Origin of the sequence: Vibrio sp. A2-1, from assembly GCF_021728355.1 — a bacterium.
Lineage (GTDB): Bacteria > Pseudomonadota > Gammaproteobacteria > Enterobacterales > Vibrionaceae > Vibrio > Vibrio splendidus_K.
In genome coordinates, this window is record NZ_JAKKCO010000014.1 from 46,011 (window position 1) to 68,131 (window position 22,121).

19 protein-coding genes are annotated in these 22,121 nt (G+C 44.5%); 12 read left to right on the forward strand and 7 right to left on the reverse strand.

Translation table 11 applies throughout. The annotated features are described in order from the left end of the window. The first annotated feature begins 18 nt into the window (after positions 1-18). Entirely contained in the window at positions 19-1,464 is a 1,446-nt protein-coding gene (gene tldD / locus L3V33_RS22480; RefSeq protein WP_237291223.1) for a metalloprotease TldD, read from the forward strand. A gap of 136 nt (positions 1,465-1,600) precedes the next feature. Here tldD and L3V33_RS22485 read toward each other — a convergent pair whose 3' ends face one another. Beyond that, on the reverse strand, positions 1,601-2,980 hold the full coding sequence (locus tag L3V33_RS22485) for a PhoH family protein (protein WP_237291224.1): 1,380 nt from the start codon (positions 2,978-2,980) through the stop codon (positions 1,601-1,603). Positions 2,981-3,446: 466 nt separating this feature from the next. On the opposite strand from L3V33_RS22485, the gene rapA reads away from it, so the two are divergent. After that, positions 3,447-6,356 (forward strand): RNA polymerase-associated protein RapA, encoded by a 2,910-nt coding sequence (rapA, locus tag L3V33_RS22490; RefSeq protein ID WP_237291225.1) that lies wholly within the window; start codon positions 3,447-3,449, stop codon positions 6,354-6,356. A gap of 139 nt (positions 6,357-6,495) precedes the next feature. Here rapA and L3V33_RS22495 read toward each other — a convergent pair whose 3' ends face one another. Beyond that, a complete protein-coding gene (locus tag L3V33_RS22495; protein ID WP_237291226.1) occupies positions 6,496-7,773 on the reverse strand; it encodes a divalent metal cation transporter in 1,278 nt (425 codons plus the stop codon). A gap of 158 nt (positions 7,774-7,931) precedes the next feature. On the opposite strand from L3V33_RS22495, the gene L3V33_RS22500 reads away from it, so the two are divergent. Beyond that, entirely contained in the window at positions 7,932-8,675 is a 744-nt protein-coding gene (locus L3V33_RS22500; RefSeq protein WP_237291227.1) for a pseudouridine synthase, read from the forward strand. A 34-nt stretch (positions 8,676-8,709) separates the two neighbouring features. After that, positions 8,710-9,672, forward strand: coding sequence for a D-2-hydroxyacid dehydrogenase (locus tag L3V33_RS22505; protein WP_171329012.1), 963 nt, complete (start codon positions 8,710-8,712; stop codon positions 9,670-9,672). Positions 9,673-9,783: 111 nt separating this feature from the next. Here L3V33_RS22505 and L3V33_RS22510 read toward each other — a convergent pair whose 3' ends face one another. From L3V33_RS22510 to argR, 4 genes are all read right to left on the reverse strand, one after another. Then, positions 9,784-10,221, reverse strand: a complete 438-nt coding sequence (locus L3V33_RS22510) for a universal stress protein (protein WP_004735912.1) — start codon at positions 10,219-10,221, stop codon at positions 9,784-9,786. Positions 10,222-10,324: 103 nt separating this feature from the next. Continuing rightward, positions 10,325-12,904: a TRAP transporter permease gene (locus L3V33_RS22515; protein ID WP_114632941.1), complete on the reverse strand. Its 2,580-nt coding sequence runs from the start codon at positions 12,902-12,904 to the stop codon at positions 10,325-10,327. A 255-nt stretch (positions 12,905-13,159) separates the two neighbouring features. After that, entirely contained in the window at positions 13,160-14,128 is a 969-nt protein-coding gene (locus L3V33_RS22520) for a TAXI family TRAP transporter solute-binding subunit (protein WP_017078819.1), read from the reverse strand. 342 nt (positions 14,129-14,470) lie between these two features. Continuing rightward, complete coding sequence (gene argR, locus L3V33_RS22525) at positions 14,471-14,941, reverse strand: transcriptional regulator ArgR (RefSeq protein WP_004735909.1); 471 nt, start codon at positions 14,939-14,941, stop codon at positions 14,471-14,473. 351 nt (positions 14,942-15,292) lie between these two features. Here argR and mdh point away from each other — a divergent pair, with 351 nt between their 5' ends. Next, the gene (gene mdh, locus L3V33_RS22530) at positions 15,293-16,228 is read left to right on the forward strand and encodes a malate dehydrogenase (protein ID WP_004735908.1); all 936 of its coding nucleotides are present in this window, start codon (positions 15,293-15,295) and stop codon (positions 16,226-16,228) included. Positions 16,229-16,355: 127 nt separating this feature from the next. Continuing rightward, entirely contained in the window at positions 16,356-16,547 is a 192-nt protein-coding gene (locus L3V33_RS22535; RefSeq protein ID WP_009847833.1) for a hypothetical protein, read from the forward strand. 88 nt (positions 16,548-16,635) lie between these two features. Here L3V33_RS22535 and ispB read toward each other — a convergent pair whose 3' ends face one another. Continuing rightward, positions 16,636-17,607, reverse strand: a complete 972-nt coding sequence (gene ispB, locus L3V33_RS22540; RefSeq protein ID WP_004735906.1) for an octaprenyl diphosphate synthase — start codon at positions 17,605-17,607, stop codon at positions 16,636-16,638. 268 nt (positions 17,608-17,875) lie between these two features. Here ispB and rplU point away from each other — a divergent pair, with 268 nt between their 5' ends. From rplU to folA, 6 genes are all read left to right on the forward strand, one after another. Continuing rightward, positions 17,876-18,187: a 50S ribosomal protein L21 gene (rplU, locus tag L3V33_RS22545; RefSeq protein ID WP_004740823.1), complete on the forward strand. Its 312-nt coding sequence runs from the start codon at positions 17,876-17,878 to the stop codon at positions 18,185-18,187. A 19-nt stretch (positions 18,188-18,206) separates the two neighbouring features. Further along, complete coding sequence (rpmA, locus tag L3V33_RS22550) at positions 18,207-18,464, forward strand: 50S ribosomal protein L27 (protein WP_004735905.1); 258 nt, start codon at positions 18,207-18,209, stop codon at positions 18,462-18,464. A gap of 326 nt (positions 18,465-18,790) precedes the next feature. Next, positions 18,791-19,963 carry an Obg family GTPase CgtA gene (gene cgtA, locus L3V33_RS22555; protein WP_009847831.1) on the forward strand — a complete coding sequence of 391 codons (1,173 nt, stop codon included), beginning with the start codon at positions 18,791-18,793 and terminating at the stop codon, positions 19,961-19,963. 169 nt (positions 19,964-20,132) lie between these two features. Beyond that, positions 20,133-20,900: a threonine/serine exporter family protein gene (locus L3V33_RS22560; protein WP_237291228.1), complete on the forward strand. Its 768-nt coding sequence runs from the start codon at positions 20,133-20,135 to the stop codon at positions 20,898-20,900. Continuing rightward, the gene (locus L3V33_RS22565; RefSeq protein ID WP_009847830.1) at positions 20,900-21,373 is read left to right on the forward strand and encodes a threonine/serine exporter family protein; all 474 of its coding nucleotides are present in this window, start codon (positions 20,900-20,902) and stop codon (positions 21,371-21,373) included. The genes L3V33_RS22560 and L3V33_RS22565 overlap by 1 nt, the downstream gene beginning before the upstream one ends. Before the next feature lie 40 nt (positions 21,374-21,413). Beyond that, a complete protein-coding gene (folA, locus tag L3V33_RS22570; protein WP_171312739.1) occupies positions 21,414-21,893 on the forward strand; it encodes a type 3 dihydrofolate reductase in 480 nt (159 codons plus the stop codon). The last annotated feature ends 228 nt before the right edge of the window (positions 21,894-22,121 follow it).

Sequence of the window (22,121 nt, forward strand, 5' to 3'; positions counted from 1 at the left end):
TACAAACAAGAGCCATTTATGAGCATTAATCAAATTGAAGAAGCACTACTGAACCCCACAGGGCTGACGGAGCAAAATATCGCAGATACATTGGCGAGCATTGCTACCCGCCAAATTGATTATGCTGATATCTACTTTCAGTCAAGCTGGCATGAATCTTTGGTGCTAGAAGATAGCATCATTAAAGACGGTTCTTTCAATATCGATTGTGGTCTTGGTGTACGAGCGGTATCTGGTGAAAAAACCGGTTTTGCTTACTCTGATCAAATCCAATTGGATGGCCTTAAACAGAGTGCAATTGCGGCTCGCGGTATCGCTAAGCAAGGCCAAAACGGCAAGGTACAAGCTTTCAAGCGTAACTCTAACCAAGCTTATTATGACGCGGTAAACCCGCTAGCAAGCTGGGAAAAGCAGCAAAAGACAGAATTGCTTAAAGCGCTTGATGCTTACATTCGTACTAAAGAGCCGATGGTCACTGAAGTATCAGTGAGTTTAAGCGGTGTGCATGAGCAGATGCTGGTTGCGGCGACGGACGGCACTTACGCTGGTGATATTCGCCCGCTGGTTCGCTTGTCTATTAGCGTACTTGCTCAGAAAGGCGATCGTCGTGAACGTGGCAGTGCTGGTGGCGGTGGTCGTTTTGGTTACGATTTCTTCTTAAGTGATGCTAATGGTTCTCAGGTTGCTTATCAATTTGCTGATGAAGCAATCCGCCAAGCGTTAGTTAACCTTGAAGCGGTTGCTGCACCTGCTGGTGCTATGCCTGTCGTTCTTGGTTCGGGTTGGCCGGGCGTTCTTCTGCATGAAGCGGTAGGCCACGGTTTAGAAGGTGACTTCAACCGTAAAGAATCTTCAGTATTCTCAGGTAAGATCGGCGAGCAAGTCACATCAAGCCTATGTACGATCGTTGATGATGGTACATTGACAGATCTTCGTGGTTCATTAAACGTTGATGATGAAGGTGTAAACGGTCAGTACAACACGCTCATCGAAAACGGCATCCTAAAAGGTTACATGCAAGACAAGCTTAATGCTCGTCTAATGGGTGTAGCGCCTACAGGTAATGGTCGTCGTGAGTCTTATGCACACCTTCCTATGCCGCGCATGACCAACACTTATATGCTGCCAGGTGAGCATACTCCTGAAGAGATTATCTCAACGGTTGAAAGAGGCATCTACGCACCAAACTTTGGTGGCGGTCAGGTTGATATTACTTCTGGTAAGTTCGTGTTCTCCGCTTCTGAAGCGTACATGATTGAAAACGGCAAAATCACTCACCCAGTGAAGGGTGCAACGCTCATTGGTTCTGGTATAGAAGCGATGCAGCAAGTGTCTATGGTAGGTAACGACCTTAGCCTTGACCGTGGTGTTGGTGTGTGTGGTAAAGCCGGCCAAAGCGTTCCAGTCGGTGTTGGTCAACCAACATTGAAACTAGATTCTCTTACAGTAGGTGGTACTGAGTAACTCAGGCTAACCTCGTTTGATTAGAGTTTCAGTTTCTTAGAAGCTAGAAGTTAAAAGCTAAAAGCGCCTCCAATGTGAGGCGCTTTTCTGTTTCTGGGCTTTCTGTTGCTGGATCGCTATTTACTAAACCGAATCGTTACATGTTCTCTTCAGCAAATTCTGCCAGTCGGCTTCGTACTACACCATTGAGGTGAATATTGGCACTGCCTTCGAAGTCTTTAAAACGCTCGACCATGTAGGTTAAGCCTGAAGTTACAGGGGTTAAGTAAGAAGAATCTATCTGAGCTAGGTTACCTGAACAGACGATTTTAGTACCCTCACCACAACGGGTGATGATGGTTTTGATTTGTGAAGCGGTGAGGTTCTGACACTCATCCAAAAGGACAAAGGCATTTTGAATTGAGCGGCCTCGCATGAAGTTAATCGATTTGAACTGGATATTGGCTTTGTCACAGATGTACTTCATTGACCCTTCGGTGCAGTGATCGTTCTTGTGCAGAGCTTCCAGTGTATCGGTCACTGCCGCTAACCAAGGCAGCATTTTTTCTTCCTCGGTGCCGGGAAGGAACCCAATCGACTCACCGATATCGGGCGTGTTTCGGGTTACGATGACCTTATCGAATTGTTTACGCTCTATGGTTTGCTCAAGTGCGGCAGCCATGGCTAACAGTGTTTTACCACTACCTGCAGCGCCGGTGAGAATCACCAAATCAATATCAGGGTCGAGCAGTGCATCAATCGCCATCCCTTGATAGACATTCTTAGGTGTAATGTCCCATGTCTTGCGGTTCATTAACCTTTCTCGACTGAGATCTCTGAGCGTAATGCGTTCGGCCTCAATCTCTTCTACACGACCAGCAAAGTCACTTTCTTCGTCAATCACATATTGGTTGAGGAAGGTTGGATCGAAAGGTGCTCTTGCTAGCGTGTGCAGCGTTTTTCCGCCTAAACTTCTACTCTCGACGTTATCGACGCCATCCCAGAATGAGCCTTCGAGTTGTTGAAAGCCTTTAGTGAGGTATTGGATGTCATCAATCAATTGATCAGTTTGATAGTCTTCAACAAAGCGGACCCCAGCGCCTTTGGCTCGTAAGCGCATGTTGATGTCTTTAGTGATAAGAACCACTTCGCGTGGCGCGCGTTTGTTTTGAAGGTAGAGGACTGCGTTGAGGATTCGGTTATCGCCTGCCTTGTCATCGGCGAAGGCTTTGATGCTTTCTTGAAGTTCGTAATCAGCGAGTATTGAAATACTGCCAGATGCGTTTATGTCTTTAGAAAAAGGAATGCCTTCCGATATTTGGTCTGGTGTGGCTTCCCTGAACAAGTCTTCGAGCGTTCGAATCGCAATTCTCGCATCTCGAGCAACGTCTCTTTTACTGTCTTTGATTCTGTCGAGTTCTTCTAGCACCGTCATGGGGATAACGACATCGTGCTCTTGGAAAGAAAATATAGCGAAGGGTTCGTGAAGTAGGATATTAGTGTCTAAAACAAATAGCTTCCGGTTGGTCTCGCCCATAGCATCTCCTTGCCGACGTGCGGCTTGCCTTGCATTCATTGAACGTAGATAAAGCTCATATAAAGATTAGTATCTCATTCCGGTGATAGTCAACTACTCACCTAAACTTCATCTAGAGAAATATCGCCATATCGTTGTGGGTGGATATCGAGTATTCATTTGAGAGCAGCAATCTGCTACCTGTAGATTAACCATGATTTTTTGACAGTTTGATTGCATTAGCGAAAACAGAAAAAAAGTATGAAATCATGTCCTTTAGGCGTGACCTAAATCACAGCATCGAGTAAGATTAGCGACCTTTTTCTGCACCATTTCCTCAAGATATTTATTATCGAGAGCGCACTTAAAAAGTGGCTGCAAACTAGGCATCTTTGGCTATATTTTTAATTCAGGAGCGAAAACGTTCTTGTTTAAAATTGCAGTTCAAATGACCAAATTCCAACTATAAGATTGAGGTAGTCGATTCATGACATTTGCTTTGGGGCAACGCTGGATAAGCGATACGGAGAGCGATTTAGGTTTAGGTACCGTTGTAGCAATGGACGCTCGAACAGTGACAGTAATGTTTGCAGCATCAGAAGAGAATCGTGTCTATGCACGCACTGATGCTCCCGTAACCCGAGTAACGTTTAATGTTGGCGATGTCATCGAATGCCAAGAAGGTTGGTCTCTATCTGTCGAAGAAGTTATCGAAGATAAGGGGCTACTGACTTATTTGGGCACTCGTGAAGACACTCAAGAGACAGAGGTGACTCTGCGTGAAATATTCTTAAGCAACCAGATCCGCTTTAACAAACCACAAGATAAGCTGTATGCAGGTCAAATCGACCGTATGGATAACTTCGTACTGCGTTACCGTGCGTTAAGCAATCAATACCAGCAACATAAGAGCCCGATGCGTGGCTTGTGTGGTATGCGCGCTGGTTTGATTCCTCATCAGTTGTACATTGCTCATGAAGTGGGTCGTCGTCACGCTCCACGTGTTTTACTAGCTGATGAAGTGGGTCTAGGTAAAACCATTGAAGCAGGCATGATCATTCACCAACAGGTGTTGTCTGGCCGTGCTGAACGCATTCTGATTGTGGTACCTGAAACTCTGCAACACCAATGGTTAGTAGAGATGATGCGCCGTTTCAACCTGCACTTCTCTATCTTTGACGAAGAGCGTTGTATTGAAGCCTTCGCGGAGTCAGATAACCCATTTGATACACAGCAATACGTTCTGTGTTCTTTAGATTTCCTACGTAAGAGCCGTAAGCGCTACGAACAAGCACTTGAAGGCGAGTGGGATCTGTTGGTTGTCGATGAAGCGCACCACCTTGAGTGGAGCCAAGACAAACCAAGTCGCGAATACCAAGTGGTTGAAGGTTTGGCTGAAAATACCTCTGGTGTACTACTGTTAACCGCAACACCGGAACAGCTGGGTCGTGAGAGTCACTTTGCGCGTCTGCGTCTGCTTGATCCTGACCGTTTCTATGATTACGAAGCATTCGTTGAAGAAGAAGATCAATACGCGCCCGTTGCTGATGCAGTCACGGCATTGTTCTCAGGCGTGAAGCTTGAAAATAGCGCCAAAAATCAGATTACAGAGCTTCTTTCTGAGCAAGATGTTGAGCCTTTGTTCCGTATCATCGAAGGTGATAGCAGCGAAGAAGAACAAGCGTTAGCGCGCCAAGAGCTAATTGATAACCTGATGGACCGCCATGGTACGGGTCGTGTTCTATTTAGAAACACACGTGCAGCAATCAAAGGATTCCCTAAGCGTAATGTAAACCTACTGCCGATGGACATTCCAACGCAGTACACAACCTCTATGCGTGTATCAGGCATGATCGGTGGCAAAATGGCCCCTGAAGCTCGTGCGATGAAGATGCTGTACCCAGAAGAGATTTTCCAAGAGTTTGAAGGTGAAGATTCAAGCTGGTGGCAGTTCGATTCACGAGTGAACTGGTTGATTGAAAAGATCCAAGACAAGCGCAGCGAAAAGATCCTAGTGATCGCTTCACGTGCGAGTACGGCTCTGCAACTGGAACAAGCTCTACGTGAGCGTGAAGGCGTGCGTGCGACGGTATTCCACGAAGGCATGTCTATTTTAGAGCGTGATAAAGCGGCGGCTTACTTTGCTCAAGAAGAGGGCGGTGCTCAGGTTCTTATCTGTAGCGAGATCGGTTCTGAAGGTCGTAACTTCCAGTTTGCAAACCAGTTAGTGATGTTCGACTTACCGTTCAACCCAGATTTGCTTGAGCAACGTATTGGTCGTTTGGACCGTATCGGTCAGCTGCGTGATATCGACATTCACGTTCCTTACCTAAAAGGCACATCGCAAGCGATTCTAGCGCGTTGGTTCGATGAAGGTCTGAACGCATTTGCAGAGACGTGCCCTACAGGTCGCACAGTTTACGATAAGTATTCTGATGTACTGATCGAAATGCTGGCATCTGGTAATACCGAGCAGCTTGATGAAGTGATTGAAGAATCAGCGAAGCTAAACCAAAGCCTGAAATCGGATCTAGAAAAAGGCCGAGATCGCCTACTAGAAATGCACTCCAATGGCGGCGAAAAAGCGCATGAGATTGCAGAAAAGATCGCGTCGACTGACGGTGATACTAATCTAGTGTCTTTTGCACTGAGTCTGTTCGATACCATTGGTTTGAACCAAGACGATAAGGGTGAAAATGCGCTAGTTGTAACGCCATCTGAGCACATGATGGTTCCAAGCTACCCAGGCCTACCTTATGAAGGTGCAACCATCACGTTTGATCGTGAAACTGCGCTGTCTCGTGAAGACATGAACTTCATTAGCTGGGAACACCCAATGATTCAGGGCGGTATTGATCTGCTATTGAGCGAAGGTGTGGGTGCGTCTGCGGTATCGCTATTGAAAAACAAAGCGTTACCTGTTGGTACTATCCTGCTTGAGCTGGTTTACCTTGTTGATGCACAAGCGCCAAAGCGCAGCGGTATCAGCCAGTTCTTACCTAAGACGCCGATTCGTTTGATGATGGATGGTCGTGGTAACGATTTATCTGCTCAGGTTGAGTTCGATAGCTTTAACCGTCAGCTAAGCCCTGTGAACCGTCACTTGGCAAGCAAGTTGGTGAATTCAGTACAGGGTGAAATTCACAAGCTAATTGAAGCTGGTGAGACGCATGTACTGCCGAAGGTTGAAGAAGTTCGTCAGCAAGCCCAGAAAGATATGCAAACCAACTTGAACGGTGAACTAGAGCGTCTACAAGCGCTTAAAGCGGTGAACCCTAACATTCGTGATGAAGAGCTAGAAGTTATCGAAGCTCAAATCAATGAACTGACGGGTTACATCAGTAAAGCTCAGGTTCAGCTGGATTCGTTACGCTTGATTGTGGTTTCTCACAACTAAGCCAGAACTAGAATATCGCTAGCTTGACGCTTTAACGAAATAAGGCCTTCATCACGAAGGCCTTATTTGTATCTGTAGCTTGGTTAACCGTTTGGTTAATAGTTCGTTTAAGAGTTTGGCTAATAATTTGGATAGCTGATTACATCAACCATTTCCACCAAACGAACAGAGCTAAGAAGCCAAATAGGTAAACCAGACCTGCTACAGACAACCATTTTAGCTTAGTGCCAATCGCAAGCGCTTTAGGTAGCTCTGCTTTGCTCACCAAAATGAAATTCAGTAATGCGAAGAATGGGGTCGTGATAAAGGCGAGTATCATCGCGAAATCGAGCATTGGCATCAAGGCTGCACTAAAGAACATTACGATTGCTAGCGCAGCGATAGATACAATGATTATCCACCCTTGTAGCATTCTTGGGCTGCTCTCTTTTTTAAGCAGTAGACGCTGTGATTCAGCAAGTACGCGTGAGTAGCCATCGATAACGGTAATGGTACTGCCAAAAATACAGAAGAAGGCGACGATTGCGATCAGTGGACGAGACCATTCACCAATTGTTGAGGCGTAAATACCGACCAACTGATGAGTGAAGCCAACGCCAGAGCGAGACAATTCAACTCCCGAGCCGTGAAGTACCAGCGCACCTAAAGCAACGAATACCAATGCAAGCAGTGCCGTACCAATGTAGCCTACATTGAAATCGAACAGTGCTGATTGAGCGGTCACGTCTTGTTTCTCTTTTTGGCTTTTTAGCCACATAGAGGTGATGCTTGAGATCTCGATAGGCGCAGGCATCCAACCCATAGTCACCACGATAAATCCGATAGCAGCCAATGACCAAGGTGATGGTGGCACAAAAGCGGCGTCAGGTTCGACTGGAGAGCCGATAGCAATCGCAACAGCGGCTAAGGTTGTGATGGTCAGGATCGCCATGATCGCTTTAGATAGAGTGTCGAGCGCGCGGTAATGGCCCGCAAAAAGAATGATCAAACAGGTCGCTAAAACGATCATGCACAAGGTGCTGGTGGCTAAATCGAAAGGAATAAAATAACTGAGTAGGCTCGCACTGAATAACAACAGGGCTGCGGTATTCACGACTGCGGAAATAGCACTCAGTATCGAAAAGATCACAAGGTATGGGCGGCCTAGGTTAGAGTAACCTTCCACCAAGCTTTGACCTGTTCCCAGTGTGTATTGGATACCGGCTCTGAAGAATGGGTATTTGAAGATATTAACGAGGATAATGAGCGCGGCAAGCTGCCAACCATAAATCGCACCAGCCTTGGTTGAGGCGACTAAGTGAGAGCCACCAACAGCTGCTGCGGCCATCATAATACCTGGGCCAAGAGACTTAATTAAACTTGATAGGGGAGTTGAGGTTGGTGTTTTTTCTGTGGTGGCTTTAACCGTACTTTCCATCATTTTTCCTTTGATGCTGACTTCTTATAATCCGTTACCCTATCAATACCATGTTTTGCAAGGTCGTCAACTTTTATGTACGGAAATGTTGAAAATTGTATTTATTAATAAACGAATTAACCGTAAATTATTTATTAACCAGTAATTAAGAGGCTTTAATGGCGTTAGAACAGTACACACCACCGCGTGAACCGTGGATTGATATTGTTTATCAAGATGACGATATTCTTGTGGTGAACAAGCCTGCAGGCCTGCTTTCGGTGCCAGGGAGATTGCCAGAGCATTACGACAGTATGTGGAGTCGGTTGGTTGTCGAATTTGCGGAGATTCAGGTGGTGCATCGACTGGACATGTCGACATCGGGCTTGATGCTGCTCGCTAAACACAAACAAGCTGAGCGTCATTTGAAGAAGCAATTTCAATATCGACTGACACACAAACTCTATTACGCCCGAGTATGGGGTTCAGTAGAAGAAGTAGAAGAAGTAGAAGGTTTGATTGATCTGCCGCTCATTTGTGATTGGCCAAATCGACCAAGACAAAAGGTGTGCTTCGAGGATGGCAAGCCATCACAGACTCGCTATGTGGTGGAGCGACAAGAGGCTCAAACGGCATTGTTGAAGTTGCTGCCGATCACTGGCCGCTCTCATCAGTTACGTGTTCACTGCATGGAACTAGGGAATCCAATCGTTGGCGACGAGTTTTATGCAACGCCAGATGCGTTTAACTATAGTGATAGGTTAGCTCTGCACGCGTGTGAACTGAGCTTTTATCATCCGGCTAATAATCAGCTTTTCAAAGCCTTTGTTCCGTGTGAATTTTATCCTCAAGCATCACCGCAAATTGAACAGCACTTTGAAATTGCGCCAGAGCTTCCAGACTACAACAAGCTAAAAGCTTAGAATGGTTAAATCAACACCAATACAAGGACGTACAATGCCGAAGTTGAAAGTGGTCTTTCTCGACCGAGCCACCATCCCATCTCAAATTCATTTAAAACCTATCAGCTTTGAACATCAGTGGGTTGAGTATGATTTTACTTCGCCGGAGCAAGTGTCTGAACGAATTGAAGGCGCTGATGTGATTATTACCAATAAGGTGGTGCTCAACGAATCGAATTTAGCTCAAGCACAACAGCTTAAGCTAATAGCCGTTTCAGCTACAGGTGTGAACAATGTCGATGTTGGCTACTGTAAGAGTAACAACATCGCGGTGTCAAACGTACAAGGCTACGCGACTCAATCGGTACCTGAACATGTTATCGCGATGCTATTTGCGTTAAAGCGTAATCTCGTTGGTTACCATCAAGACATCGAAGCCGGCGAGTGGCAAAAGGATCAACAATTCTGCTTCTTTACTCATCCTATTCAAGATGTTGCAGGCAGTACATTAGGCTTAATCGGTAGTGGTGGCTTAGGACAAGCAACGGCGGCATTGGCTAAAGCGATTGGTATGAATGTTATCTTTGCTGAGCGTAAAGGGGCTGACTCTTGTCGAGAAGGGTATCTGCCTTTTGATACGTTGTTACAACAAGCCGATGCAATCAGCTTACATTGCCCATTGACCAAAGCGACTCGAGATCTGATTTCAGAGCGGGAGCTAACCATGATGAAACCAAATGCGGTGTTAATTAATGCTGGTCGTGGTGGACTCGTGGATGAACAAGCCTTAGTTGAAGCTTTGACAAATCAAGAGATTGCGGGCGCGGGTATGGATGTGTTCACACAAGAACCGGCTGACAACTCGAATCCATTACTGGCTAACAGTCATTTGCCAAATTTACTATTAACGCCACATGTGGCGTGGGGCAGTGATAGCTCAATTCAAAAGCTGTCTGATATCTTAATCGATAACATTGATGCCTTTGTTTCTGGTAAGCCGCAGAATCTCGTCAGTTAATTCGCAGTAAGCGGTTATACACTCAGCTTCAGACATAAAAAAGGTTGGCTTTGAGCCAACCTTTTTAGATGTTTTGTCTGTAGTTCGACTTAGCTTATCTGCCAGAAGCCATTAGCCTTGAGGTTTGATGACCAATACATTGATTGGTGAATTCTGTACGACTTTACTCGCCACTGAACCCAGTACCACTTTGTCGATTTTCGAGCGCTTATGACTAGGCATCACAATCAGGTCTGCCCCAAGCTTTTCTGCGTAATCTAGAATCGTTGTGTAGGTTTTACCTTCTGCAACGTGAACCTTATAAACTACTTCATCGTCGATGTACTTGTCTGCAAACTCTTTCAGCTGATTTTTCACATCGAGCTTCATTTGGTTTGCTGCATCTTTCGGGAAGTAAGACGCAACCATCGACATGTGAATGCCCGGCAATACGTTCAAGATGTGGATTTCAGCATTACTGTGCTTTGCGTGCCATACCGCTAATTCAACAGCTTTGTCAGAAAAGCCTTTGTCGTTAAGATCAACAGGAACAAGGATTTGTTTATACATGTGTTTTTCTCTTTTTTATCAGCGCTTAGTATTGACCAAGCGCTGTGATTATCCTTTCCATGTAATAAAGCCAAATAGAGTGAGCACTACTTGGCTCTATCCATTACGCGCTAATCTCATCCTTACGAGCACGCCTTCTTTGGTTCATCGCTAAGCCAATTAGAATCAGTAGGGATGGTAAGAATACCCACTCTTTCATTGGTCTTTCTGCGTCTTGGATAACTGATTTAATTTCCCAATCAAAGTCAATGCCAGCCGCTTCTGCTGGGCTACCGAACTCAACCATGTCGACAATCATCTTGCCTTCAGATTTCGTCAGCATTAAGCCCATTGAAGCAATGCGGTCTTCACTTGTTGTCGCAGAATCTTCAAATGGAAGGCGAACCGTCTTCTCAGAATAGTCACCTTCTAAGTTTTCGCCACCCACTCTTAACTCAAGAGATTGTCCCACAGATAGACCTTCTGTGATTTGAGCGATCTCAACTCCAGGTGAAAGAACTTTCTCTGGATAAATCATGTCCCACCAGAAGCCAGGGCGGAAGAAAGAGAAAGTTAGAACCAATAATAGGATCGTTTCCCACCATTTGTTCTTGGTAAACCACCAACCTTGCGTTGCAGCGGCAAAGATAAGTACCGCAGTTACAGAAGAGAAAATAGTGAGGAATAGATGCCACCAAGAATCAATGCCCATCAATAGTAGTTGAGTATTGAAAATGAACATGAATGGCAAGATCGCGGTCCGGATATCATAGGTAAAGCCTTGAATACCGGTTCGAATCGGGTCTGATTTTGCAATCGCGGCGGCCGCAAAAGCTGCCAAACCAACTGGAGGCGTATCATCGGCTAAAATACCGAAGTAGAACACGAATAAGTGAACTGCAATCAGAGGGATGATCAGGCCATGCGCCGCGCCTAAGGTAACAATTACCGGAGCCATCAGCGTTGATACAACGATGTAGTTCGCCGTTGTTGGTAAGCCCATACCTAAGATTAAGCTGATTACCGCAGTGAACAGCAGCATAAGAATGATGCTACCGCCTGAGATGAACTCAACGAAGTCCGTCATTACCAAGCCGATACCCGTCAGAGTCACCACGCCGACAACCGTACCCGCTGCAGCTGTTGCTACACCGATACCGATCATGTTGCGCGCGCCTGAAACCAAGCTCTCTAATAGATCAACGAAACCGGCTTTAGTTTGCTCTGCAAGATCGTCCGATTTGTTCATCAGAGTCATCAAAGGACGCTGTGTGATCAAAATGAAGATCATGAATACCGTTGCCCAGAAGGCAGAAAGACCTGGAGAGAATCGCTCTACAGTCAGACACCAAACAAGCACCACGATAGGCAATAGGAAATGTAAACCAGACTTAATGGTTGGGCCTGGATCGGGTACTTCTGTTAGCTCGGCATCGATGTCCATGCCACCTTCAGCGGCATATTTTGCTGATACTCGAACCAAGGCTACATAAGAGATCAATAGAGCAACGGTAACAATAGGTGTCGCTGCATCGCCAAAGACATCTTTCGTCCAGCCGACACCGTAGTAAACCGCAGCACTGATGACACAAAGACCTAAAATGGTACCAGTGAAAGACAGTAGGCTTTGTACGATAGTTGGTGTGTGACGACGAGGTAGGCCTGTCATACCCGCTTTACATGCTTCTAAGTGAACAATGTAAATCAGGGCGATGTAAGAGATAAGAGCAGGCAATAGCGCCGCTTTAATCACTTCTACATACGAGATACCCACATATTCAACCATCAAGAATGCAGCAGCACCCATGATTGGTGGGGTTAACTGACCATTGGTTGAAGCGGCTACTTCTACAGCACCGGCTTTTTCACCTGAGAATCCGACTCTTTTCATCAGAGGGATTGTGAAAGTACCCGTGGTAACCACGTTAGCAATAGATGAACCAGACACTAGACCGGATAGGCCAGATGCAACAACAGCTGCTTTCGCTGGACCGCCTTTCATGTGGCCAAGCAAAGAGAAAGCCACTTTGATGAAGTAAGCACCAGCGCCTGCGCGTTCTAGCATTGCACCAAACAGTACAAACAAGAATACGAATGACGTAGAGACGCCAAGAGCAACACCGAATACACCTTCAGTTGTTAGCCACAGATGCGACATTGCCTTGTTCAGGCTTGCACCTTTATGGGCGATAACGTCTGGCATGTGTGGACCGCCAAAGGTGTAAAGTAGGAATACTGCAGCCACAACCATAAGAGGTGGACCTAAAGCGCGTCGTGTTGCTTCAAGCAGTAGAACCATACCAAATACAGCAGCAACAATATCGAATGTTGTCGGTGCGCCTGAACGTTCAGCGAGTTGAGTATAGAAAATATAGATATACGAAGCTGAAAAGCTACCAACCAGTGCTAATATCCAGTCGACCGCAGGAATTCTATCCCGAGGCGAATTTTTCATTGCTGGGTAAGCGGTAAAGGCTAGGAAGATGGCAAACGTAAGATGAATTGCTCGAGCTTCAGTGTCGTTTAAAATTGCGAAGTTAAAAATGAACGGTAGCGGGGATGCATACCAAAGTTGGAACAGTGACCAACATAGAGGCACAAACCATAAAATACGGCCTTGGATACCGTGAGGGCTACGCGCACCAGTGTCTGATTGTGCCACCATTTCTTGCACATCTGGAGACGGTGATGTTGTCTGCGTCATGTACTTTATCCTTATTATTGATGGTCTGCCTTTCTTACGAACAACAAGACGTTATTTATTTCCTATCTAGTGTAGCGAATGGATAGGGAAATGCGTTTTTTGTTCGTCTTTGTCTTAGGCTTGATACGAAGGTAAGTTCGCCAAATTGGAGAAACTTAAAGGTTTGTCTCTTTTCACTTGGGTTATTTTTATAAAACGTGAAAAGCCAATAAGGAGGACATGCCTCCTTATTGGTAGAGCAGGCTTAAAGTAGAATTACTTTAGAAGGCCTACTTCTTTGTAGTATTTTACTGCGCCAGGGTGAAGAGGGATTGAGATACCCGCTTTAACCATGTCTTCTTTCTTCAGGTTCGCAAATGCTGGGTGCAGGCGTTTGAATGTAGCGAAGTTTTCAAATACCGCTTTAGCAACGTTGTATGCGACTTCATCAGAAACGTCAGACGTTGTTACCATAGTAGCAGCAACACCGAAGCTGTTTACGTCAGCATCTGTACCACGGTACATGCCAGCTGGAACTGTGCTGTATGCGTAGTATGGGTTTTCAGCTACGATCTTGTCGATCTGTGGACCAGTTGCAGAAACCAATTTTGCATCACAAGAAGTCGTTGCTTCTTTGATTGATCCGTTCGGGTGACCAACCATGTAGATGAATGCATCAATCTTGTTGTCACAAAGAGCTTGTGAACGCTCAGAACCTTTAAGTTCAGAAGCAAGCTTGAAGCTATCGTTAGTCCAACCCATAGCGTCCATTACAACACCCATGGTTGCACGGTCACCAGAGCCTGGGTTCCCAATGTTTACACGCTTACCTGCTAGGTCAGACACATTGTTGATACCAGCATCGGTACGAGCGATGATGTTGAACGGTTCTGTATGTAGAGAGAACATAGCGCGAAGTTTTTTGTATTCGCCCTGATCTTTAAATTTACTTGTACCGTTGTAGCCGTGGTATTGCCAGTCCGATTGAACAACACCGAAATCTAGTTCACCAGCACGGATGGTGTTAACGTTGTAGATCGAACCACCAGTAGATTCTACAGAACAACGAATGTTGTGGTCTTTGCGGCCTTTGTTCACAAGCTTACAAATAGCACCACCAGTTGGGTAGTAAACACCCGTTACTGAACCAGTACCAATTGTGATGAACTCTTGAGCGTTAACTGCGCCAGCGCCCATTACAGCAGCTGCAATAGCCCCAACTTTAATAAGTTTGGTAAATGCCATGAATTTCCCTTCCTTTATTCATTATTAACCCTGAAACAAGTGTAGTCGTTTCTGGAGTTTCCTATTTGGAAACGGCACCTTTTTCAATCCATGTGATGAAAAAGTGGCTGAATAATATCAAAAATTGGCAGAAAATTACTCAAATGTTAAAAGATATAGCTAAAAAATCTAACAAATGACGGTTAGATCTTGTGTTTGATTTGCTACTGAGTTTTTTAAAATCAATGGTTTAGTGGTGTTTGAGGAGGGGGGGATAGATATTCTAGGATGTGATTTGGATCACGAAGCGAATCGGTGTTCGTGATCCATTAATCAGGTTTATGGTTATGAAACTGTGACCAATTATCCTGCGTATTCAAACAGTTCGCACACAGAATCAAACAATTGCTTCGTGGTAACTGACAAGGTTGGCGTGATGAAGATAGTATCATCGCCTGCAACAACACCTAGTATACCTTCCGACTTACCCAGTGAGTCCAATAAACGAGCAATAAGTTGCGCCGCACCTGGGCCAGTGTGTATCACCACCAATGCATTGTTGTGGTCAATATCTAATACTAATTCTCTTAGAGAGCTAGAAACTGTCGGAACACCAAGTTCAGCAGGAAGACAGTAAACCATCTCCATTTTTGCATTACGAGTTCGAACAGCACCAAACTTGGTTAACATACGCGAAACTTTAGATTGGTTGATACTTTCAAAACCTTCATGTTTGAGGGCATCGACAATCTCGCCTTGCGAACCAAAACGTTCTTCTTTTAGTAATGATTTAAAAGCACGAACTAAGTTGTCTTGTTTTTCTGTATTGCGCATATGTCATTCTTATTCATTAACAAAGATGTTTGCATATTCTCGCATACATATTCAATTTTAGCTAAAGTATCACGGCAATTTGTTAGTCATATCACTGTAAAAATTTAATAGAATAATGTGTTATTAGTGCCGACTTATTTTGTTATTTCAGTCGATTATCGCCATAATGCGAACTTGCTGTGTAGCACGGTTTTATTGACTTGCGCGAAGTCGCAAAGCTGGCGTTAATTGATTGTAATCACTTTGTGATTAATATATTTTTTTAACGATAATTTAGCTTTTTAGCCTTAATTTAGCTCAAGAACTACCCTACCAAGAATTTATAAGAGAAAGCTCTCAAGGAGAATAACAATGAAAGTAGCTGTTATTGGTGCCGCTGGTGGCATCGGTCAAGCCCTAGCCCTACTACTAAAGAACCGCCTGCCTGCTGGTTCAGATCTTGCACTTTACGACATCGCTCCGGTAACTCCGGGTGTTGCTGCCGATCTTAGCCATATCCCAACACCTGTTTCGATCAAAGGTTACGCGGGTGAAGATCCAACACCAGCACTAGAAGGTGCGGATGTTGTGCTTATTTCTGCGGGTGTTGCTCGTAAGCCTGGCATGGATCGTGCGGATCTTTTCAATGTGAACGCTGGCATTGTTAAGTCTCTTGCAGAGAAAATCGCAGTTACTTGTCCTACTGCTTGTGTTGGTATCATCACTAACCCAGTAAATACAACAGTACCAATCGCTGCTGAAGTACTTAAGAAAGCGGGCGTTTACGACAAGCGTCGTTTATTCGGTATTACTACTCTTGATGTTATTCGTTCTGAAACGTTTGTTGCTGAGCTGAAAGATAAAGATCCAAGCGACATCCGTGTTCCTGTTATCGGCGGTCACTCAGGTGTAACGATCCTTCCTCTACTTTCTCAAGTTGAAGGCGTAGAGTTTACTGATGAAGAAATCGCAGCGCTAACAACTCGTATCCAAAATGCGGGTACTGAAGTAGTAGAAGCTAAAGCTGGCGGCGGCAGTGCAACACTATCGATGGGTCAAGCGGCTTGTCGCTTCGGTCTTGCTCTAGTGAAAGCGCTTCAAGGCGAAGAGAACGTAATTGAATGTGCATACGTTGAAGGTGAAGGCGAGCACGCACCATTCTTCGCACAACCAGTTAAACTTGGCAAAGAGGGCGCAGAAGCGATCCTTAGCTACGGTGAACTGAGCGACTTCGAACGTAATGCTTTAGATAGCATGCTTGAAACGCTAAATGGCGATATTGAGATCGGTGTTGAATTCGCTAAATAAGCGGGACACCATTTAACTCAGCCAAAAGATAGTTAATAAGAGCCGATCATTATGATCGGCTTTTTTGATCCTTGCATTCACCCCGCTCGTAAACTTTTCTAACCACGAAGAATTAGGGTATTGAACGATGACTAGAGTACAAAAAGGAATGAATGTTAACTATCTAGGTCGCTTGGGCAAGATATTGGTTATCGATGAGCAAGAGCAGTTCGCTTTATTTGAGTCTTACAATAGTCATAAGCAATATGCGGTTCCATTGGAAGAACTTGAAGAGATCGAAGCGCAATTACCTTTATCATTAGAATCGAGTCGATATTGAAACCCGGAGTTATATCTAACAGGATCAAAAAAAGAGCCAACCGGCTCTTTTTTAATATATAGCTGTCTACTTACTACTTAGCTTCTATTTACTTACTGCGTTTTACCGCAAGGTGAGCTAGCGTGGTTAAAGCCTGCTTATATTCTGAATCAGGAAGTACAGAAAGCTCAGCAATGGCTTTATCTGCTTCTTCATAGGCTTTATTTGTTGTGTACTCTAAAGAGCCTGTCTCTTTCATAACAGCCATAATGTCGTCGAGACGCTCCATACCATTGGCTTTTTCAATCGCTTCTCGAATCATGCTGGTTTGCTCAGGAGAACCATTGTGCATTGCGTAAAGTAGAGGCAGTGTTGGTTTGCCTTCGGCTAGATCGTCACCAACGTTCTTACCCATCTCTTTACCATCAGCAGTGTAATCCATCACATCATCAATCAATTGGAATGCAGTGCCTAGGTATTTACCGTAGTTTTGCATAGCCGTTTCGATTTCAGGTGATGATTCGCTAAGAATTGCACCGATTTGCGTTGCAGCTTCAAACAAGCGAGCGGTCTTCGAGTAGATGACCTGCATGTAACTTTCTTCTGTGGTGTCTGGGTTATTACAGTTCATTAATTGTTGAACTTCACCCTCGGCAATCACGTTAACTGCTTCACTCATTAACTCAAGGATCTTTAAGGATCCTAGCGTTGTCATCATCTGGAACGAGCGAGTGTAGATAAAGTCACCCACCAAAACGCTAGCGGCATTACCAAAAGCTGCGTTGGCTGTCGCTTTACCGCGCCTCATGTCCGACTCGTCGACGACATCATCATGGAGAAGGGTTGCGGTGTGAATAAACTCGATAAAAGCTGCAGAGGTGATATGAGCTTCACCTTGATAACCAAGTGCACGAGCAGATAAAAGAGCAAGCAAAGGACGTAGGCGTTTGCCACCACCGCTAACGATATAAAAACCAAGCTGGTTGATTAAACTTACGTCAGAATTAAGTTGGGCTTGAATTGTTTCATTCACTTTTGCCATATCATTGGCAGTAAGCGTTTGGATAGCTTTAAAATCCATTGTTCATCCGGCTGAAGTTAGACCCTGTAAGGCTTATACGTTGTATATAATTGTTGAATAATACACTAAAAAACGTTGATTAATACATCACTTAAAGGCATCATTGCCGCACTTTTCTTTGGCGAACATGTTTTCGCCAATATTTTAAAAATATGGCTTGTCATAGCGGCATGATTCCCGTAGAATCTGCGCCCTATTGATTAGTTTAGCGCACACCCGAGTTGTAGAATTAACAACCATAGGCTGTGCGGAAAAAGCGGAGTAAAATATGTACGCTGTTTTCCAATCTGGTGGCAAACAACACCGAGTAAGCGAAGGTCAAACACTTCGTTTAGAGAAATTAGACGTTGAAACTGGTGCAACTGTAGAATTTGATAAAGTTCTTCTTGTTGCTAACGGCGAAGAAATCGCTGTTGGTGCACCTCTTGTTGAAGGTGGCAAAGTTACTGCAGAAGTAGTACAACACGGTCGTGGCGATAAAGTGAAAATCGTTAAGTTCCGTCGTCGTAAGCACTCGCGCAAGCAAGCTGGTCACCGTCAGTGGTTCACAGAAGTGAAAATCACTGGCATTAACGCTTAAGTATTAGGAGAGTTTAACAATGGCACATAAAAAAGCTGGCGGTTCTACTAATAACGGCCGCGATTCAGAAAGCAAACGTCTTGGTGTTAAGCGTTTTGGTGGTGAATCTGTTCTTGCAGGTAACATCATCGTTCGTCAACGTGGTACTAAGTTCCACGCTGGCACAAACGTTGGCATCGGTAAAGACCATACTCTTTTCGCTCTTACTGAAGGTAAAGTGAAATTTGCAGTAAAAGGTCCTAAAAACCGTAAGTTTGTAAGCATCGAAGCTGAGTAATTTAATCTTTTATTAGATTATTTATACTAGCTTTCAAGCTGAATTCAAAAGCCCTGCCGATTCGGCAGGGTTTTTTATTTATAGCGAGAATAAAAAAGTAGACGCTCTTGTTTTGGTTTTGATAAGCCGTTCTATTTTTGAAAAACAGTTTGGTTTTATTAAGAAGCCGTTTGTTTTTTAAGATACAGAAAGCAAAGAACCTCTCCTTATTTGTTCCTTGGTTGCAGATCGATCTAGATCTTAGGTGATCGATCTAAACACGGATCTGCTAGAATTTATATCACTCCTTGATGAGTGGTAACGCAACGTAAGTGCGGAGTTAAAAAATGAAATTCGTTGATGAAGCATCAGTAAAAATAGAAGCCGGTGATGGCGGTAATGGTACAGTAAGCTTTTGGCGCGAAAAATTCGTCGCTAAAGGTGGTCCTGACGGCGGTGATGGCGGTGATGGCGGTGATGTTTACATTCAAGCGGATGAAAACTTAAACACACTGATCGATTACCGTTTCCAACGTTTTTACAATGCTGAGCGTGGCGAAAATGGCCGCGGTGGTAACTGTACTGGTAAACGTGGTAAAGATATGACGATGAAAGTACCGGTAGGTACTCGCGCTGTTGATATCCACACGAATGAAATCGTTGCTGAAGTTGCTGAGCATGGCAAGAAAGTTATGGTTGGTAAAGGTGGTTGGCACGGTCTTGGTAACACGCGCTTTAAGTCGTCTGTTAACCGTGCTCCTCGTCAAAAGACAATGGGTACTAAAGGTGAAGTTCGCGAACTACGTTTAGAGCTTCTTCTGCTAGCGGATGTTGGTATGCTTGGTTTGCCAAACGCTGGTAAATCTACGTTTATTCGCTCAGTATCTGCTGCGAAACCAAAAGTGGCTGATTACCCGTTTACGACGCTAATCCCTAGCTTAGGTGTGGTAAGTGTTGTCCCTGAGAAGAGTTTCGTAGTTGCCGATATCCCTGGCTTGATCGAAGGCGCAGCTGATGGCGCTGGTCTTGGTATTCGTTTCTTGAAGCACCTTGAGCGTTGTCGCGTTCTTCTGCATATGATCGATATTTTGCCGATCGATGGTTCTGATCCTATTCAGAATGCACTGACGATCATCGATGAGCTTGAGCAATACAGTGAGAAAGTTGCACAGAAACCTCGTTGGTTAGTGTTCAATAAAGTTGACCTAATGCCTGAAGAAGAAGCTGACGAAAAGATTCAAGAAATCGTTGAAGCTTTGGGTTGGGAAGGCGAGTACTTCAAGATCTCTGCTGTAAACAAGATCGGTACCAAAGATCTTTGCTTTAAACTGGGTGAGTTCATGGAGAACCTACCTCGTGAAGTTGAAGCAATTGAAGAAGAAGAAAAAGTTAACTTTATGTGGGATGACTACCATAAAGATGCGATGGCCGGTAAGAATGTCGTTACTGAAGATGACGACGACTGGGATGATTGGGATGACGAAGAAGATGACGGTCATGTTATCTATGTTCGTGATTAATAATCCTCGTCGTTTCTTATAAGCACTTTGGTCGCTTTTTCTAAGATACGCTGATAGTTTTATTAAACCGCAATGAAAATTGCGGTTTTTTTGTATCTAAATCATGACGTCTTGCTGTTTTTTATGCAAAATTTATCTTTAGATAATTAACGCCTATGGGAAGGAAATCATGGCATCAAAACAAAGAGCGATCTCAAGGTTAGTCGCTCAATCAGGACAAATGTTATTGGCACACGGCGCCGAGAGCACACTGGTCGGTGACATTATGCGCCGCATCGGTATTGCTTGTGGGGTGAATGAGGTTGAAGTTGCACTGTCAGCCAATGCGTTGGTTGTGACAACAGTAATGGATGATCATTGCATAACGACGACTCGAAGTTGCGCTGATCGTGGCATTAATATGCAGGTGATAACCGAGATTCAACGCGTGTGTATCATGATGGAGAAAGGGATTCTTGATTATGATTTAGCTTATAATAAGATCCAAGGGATCAGTCCTGAACGCTACAACCGTTGGTTAGTTGTCGTAATGATAGGGCTATCGTGTGCTTCTTTTAGCCGTCTTGCTGGCGGAGATTGGCATGTCTTTATAATGACGTTTATAGCTTCGGCTTGCGGTATGATTGTGAGACAAGAGATCGGTCATCGTCATTTCAATCCGTTATTAAATTTTGCTATTACCGCTTTTGTCACCACCACCATTTCAGCTCAGGCGGTGCTCTACAATATTGGAGGTCAACCCACCATCGTGATGGCTTCTTCAGTATTGATGCTAGTGCCTGGTTTTCCTTTGATTAACTCTGTAGCAGATATGCTTAAAGGCCACATTAATATGGGGTTAGCGCGTTTTACTATGGCCAGTCTATTAACTCTAGCGACAAGCTTAGGTATTGTCGCAGCGATGAGCCTATCTGACGTATGGGGGTGGGTGAACTAATGACTATTTTTGAACTTTTTGTTGGGTTACTCAACGACATGTTTTTTGCTGCGATTCCTGCGGTTGGTTTTGCATTGGTGTTTAACGTCCCGCAACGAGCATTAATTTATTGTGCGTTGGGAGGTTCCATTGGTCACGGTAGCCGTTATTTGATGATGCACTTTGGTATTCCTATTGAATGGGCGACGTTCTTTGCTGCTACATTGGTAGGCATGATAGGGGTGCATTGGTCGCATAAATTGTTAGCACACCCGAAAGTATTTACGGTTGCAGCCTTGATTCCGATGGTCCCTGGCGTGTTTGCCTTTAAGGCGATGATTGCCATGGTTGAGATTAACCGAGCCGGATACAACCCAGAACTATTGGCATTGTTGATGGAGAACTTTTTGAAATCGATGTTCATTATCGCAGGGCTTGCGGTTGGCTTAGCAGTACCTGGGCTGTTATTCTACCGTCGTAGACCTATCGTCTAGCTTCAACTTCATTTTCAAGTAAGGACAGGACTTTCGATTTATGATCATCAGCATGATAGCGGCAATGGCGAACAACCGTGTAATTGGTAAAGACAATCAGATGCCTTGGCATTTACCTGCAGATTTCGCATGGTTTAAACGTTCAACGATGGGCAAACCTGTCGTGATGGGACGTAAGACTTACGATTCAATTGGACGTCCTTTACCGGGGAGGCTGAACGTTGTAATCAGCCGTGACGAGAGTTTAGAAATCGAAGGCGTAACGACGGTAACTTCGATTGAAAAAGCACTAGAGCTGGTTAGTGATGTTGATGAAGTGATGATCATCGGTGGCGGTTCTATCTATGAAAGCTGTTTACCTAAAGCGAACAAATTATACCTGACTTATATCGATTTTGATGTGGATGGCGACACGCAATTCCCTGATTGGGGGGAAGATTGGAAGTTAAGCTTTAGCGAGGCCTATCAAGCTGATGAGAAAAATAAACACAACATGGAGTTTGTGGTTCTCGAGCGTTAACGGTGGTTATTAAGAGTTAGGCTCTGAAAATGCTTGCGTTACTGTGCACTGCTAGCGCAAGCTTCTCGTATCTGATGTGACCCCATAAAAGTAGACACTTGATACAGAGCATTGAGTGTCATGAAAGTAAAATCACAAAGACAATATACAGACGAATTTAAACGAGAAGCTGTTCAGCGATCTCTCGATTCTTCTGATACCGTTAAGTCAGTAGCACTATCCTTAGGA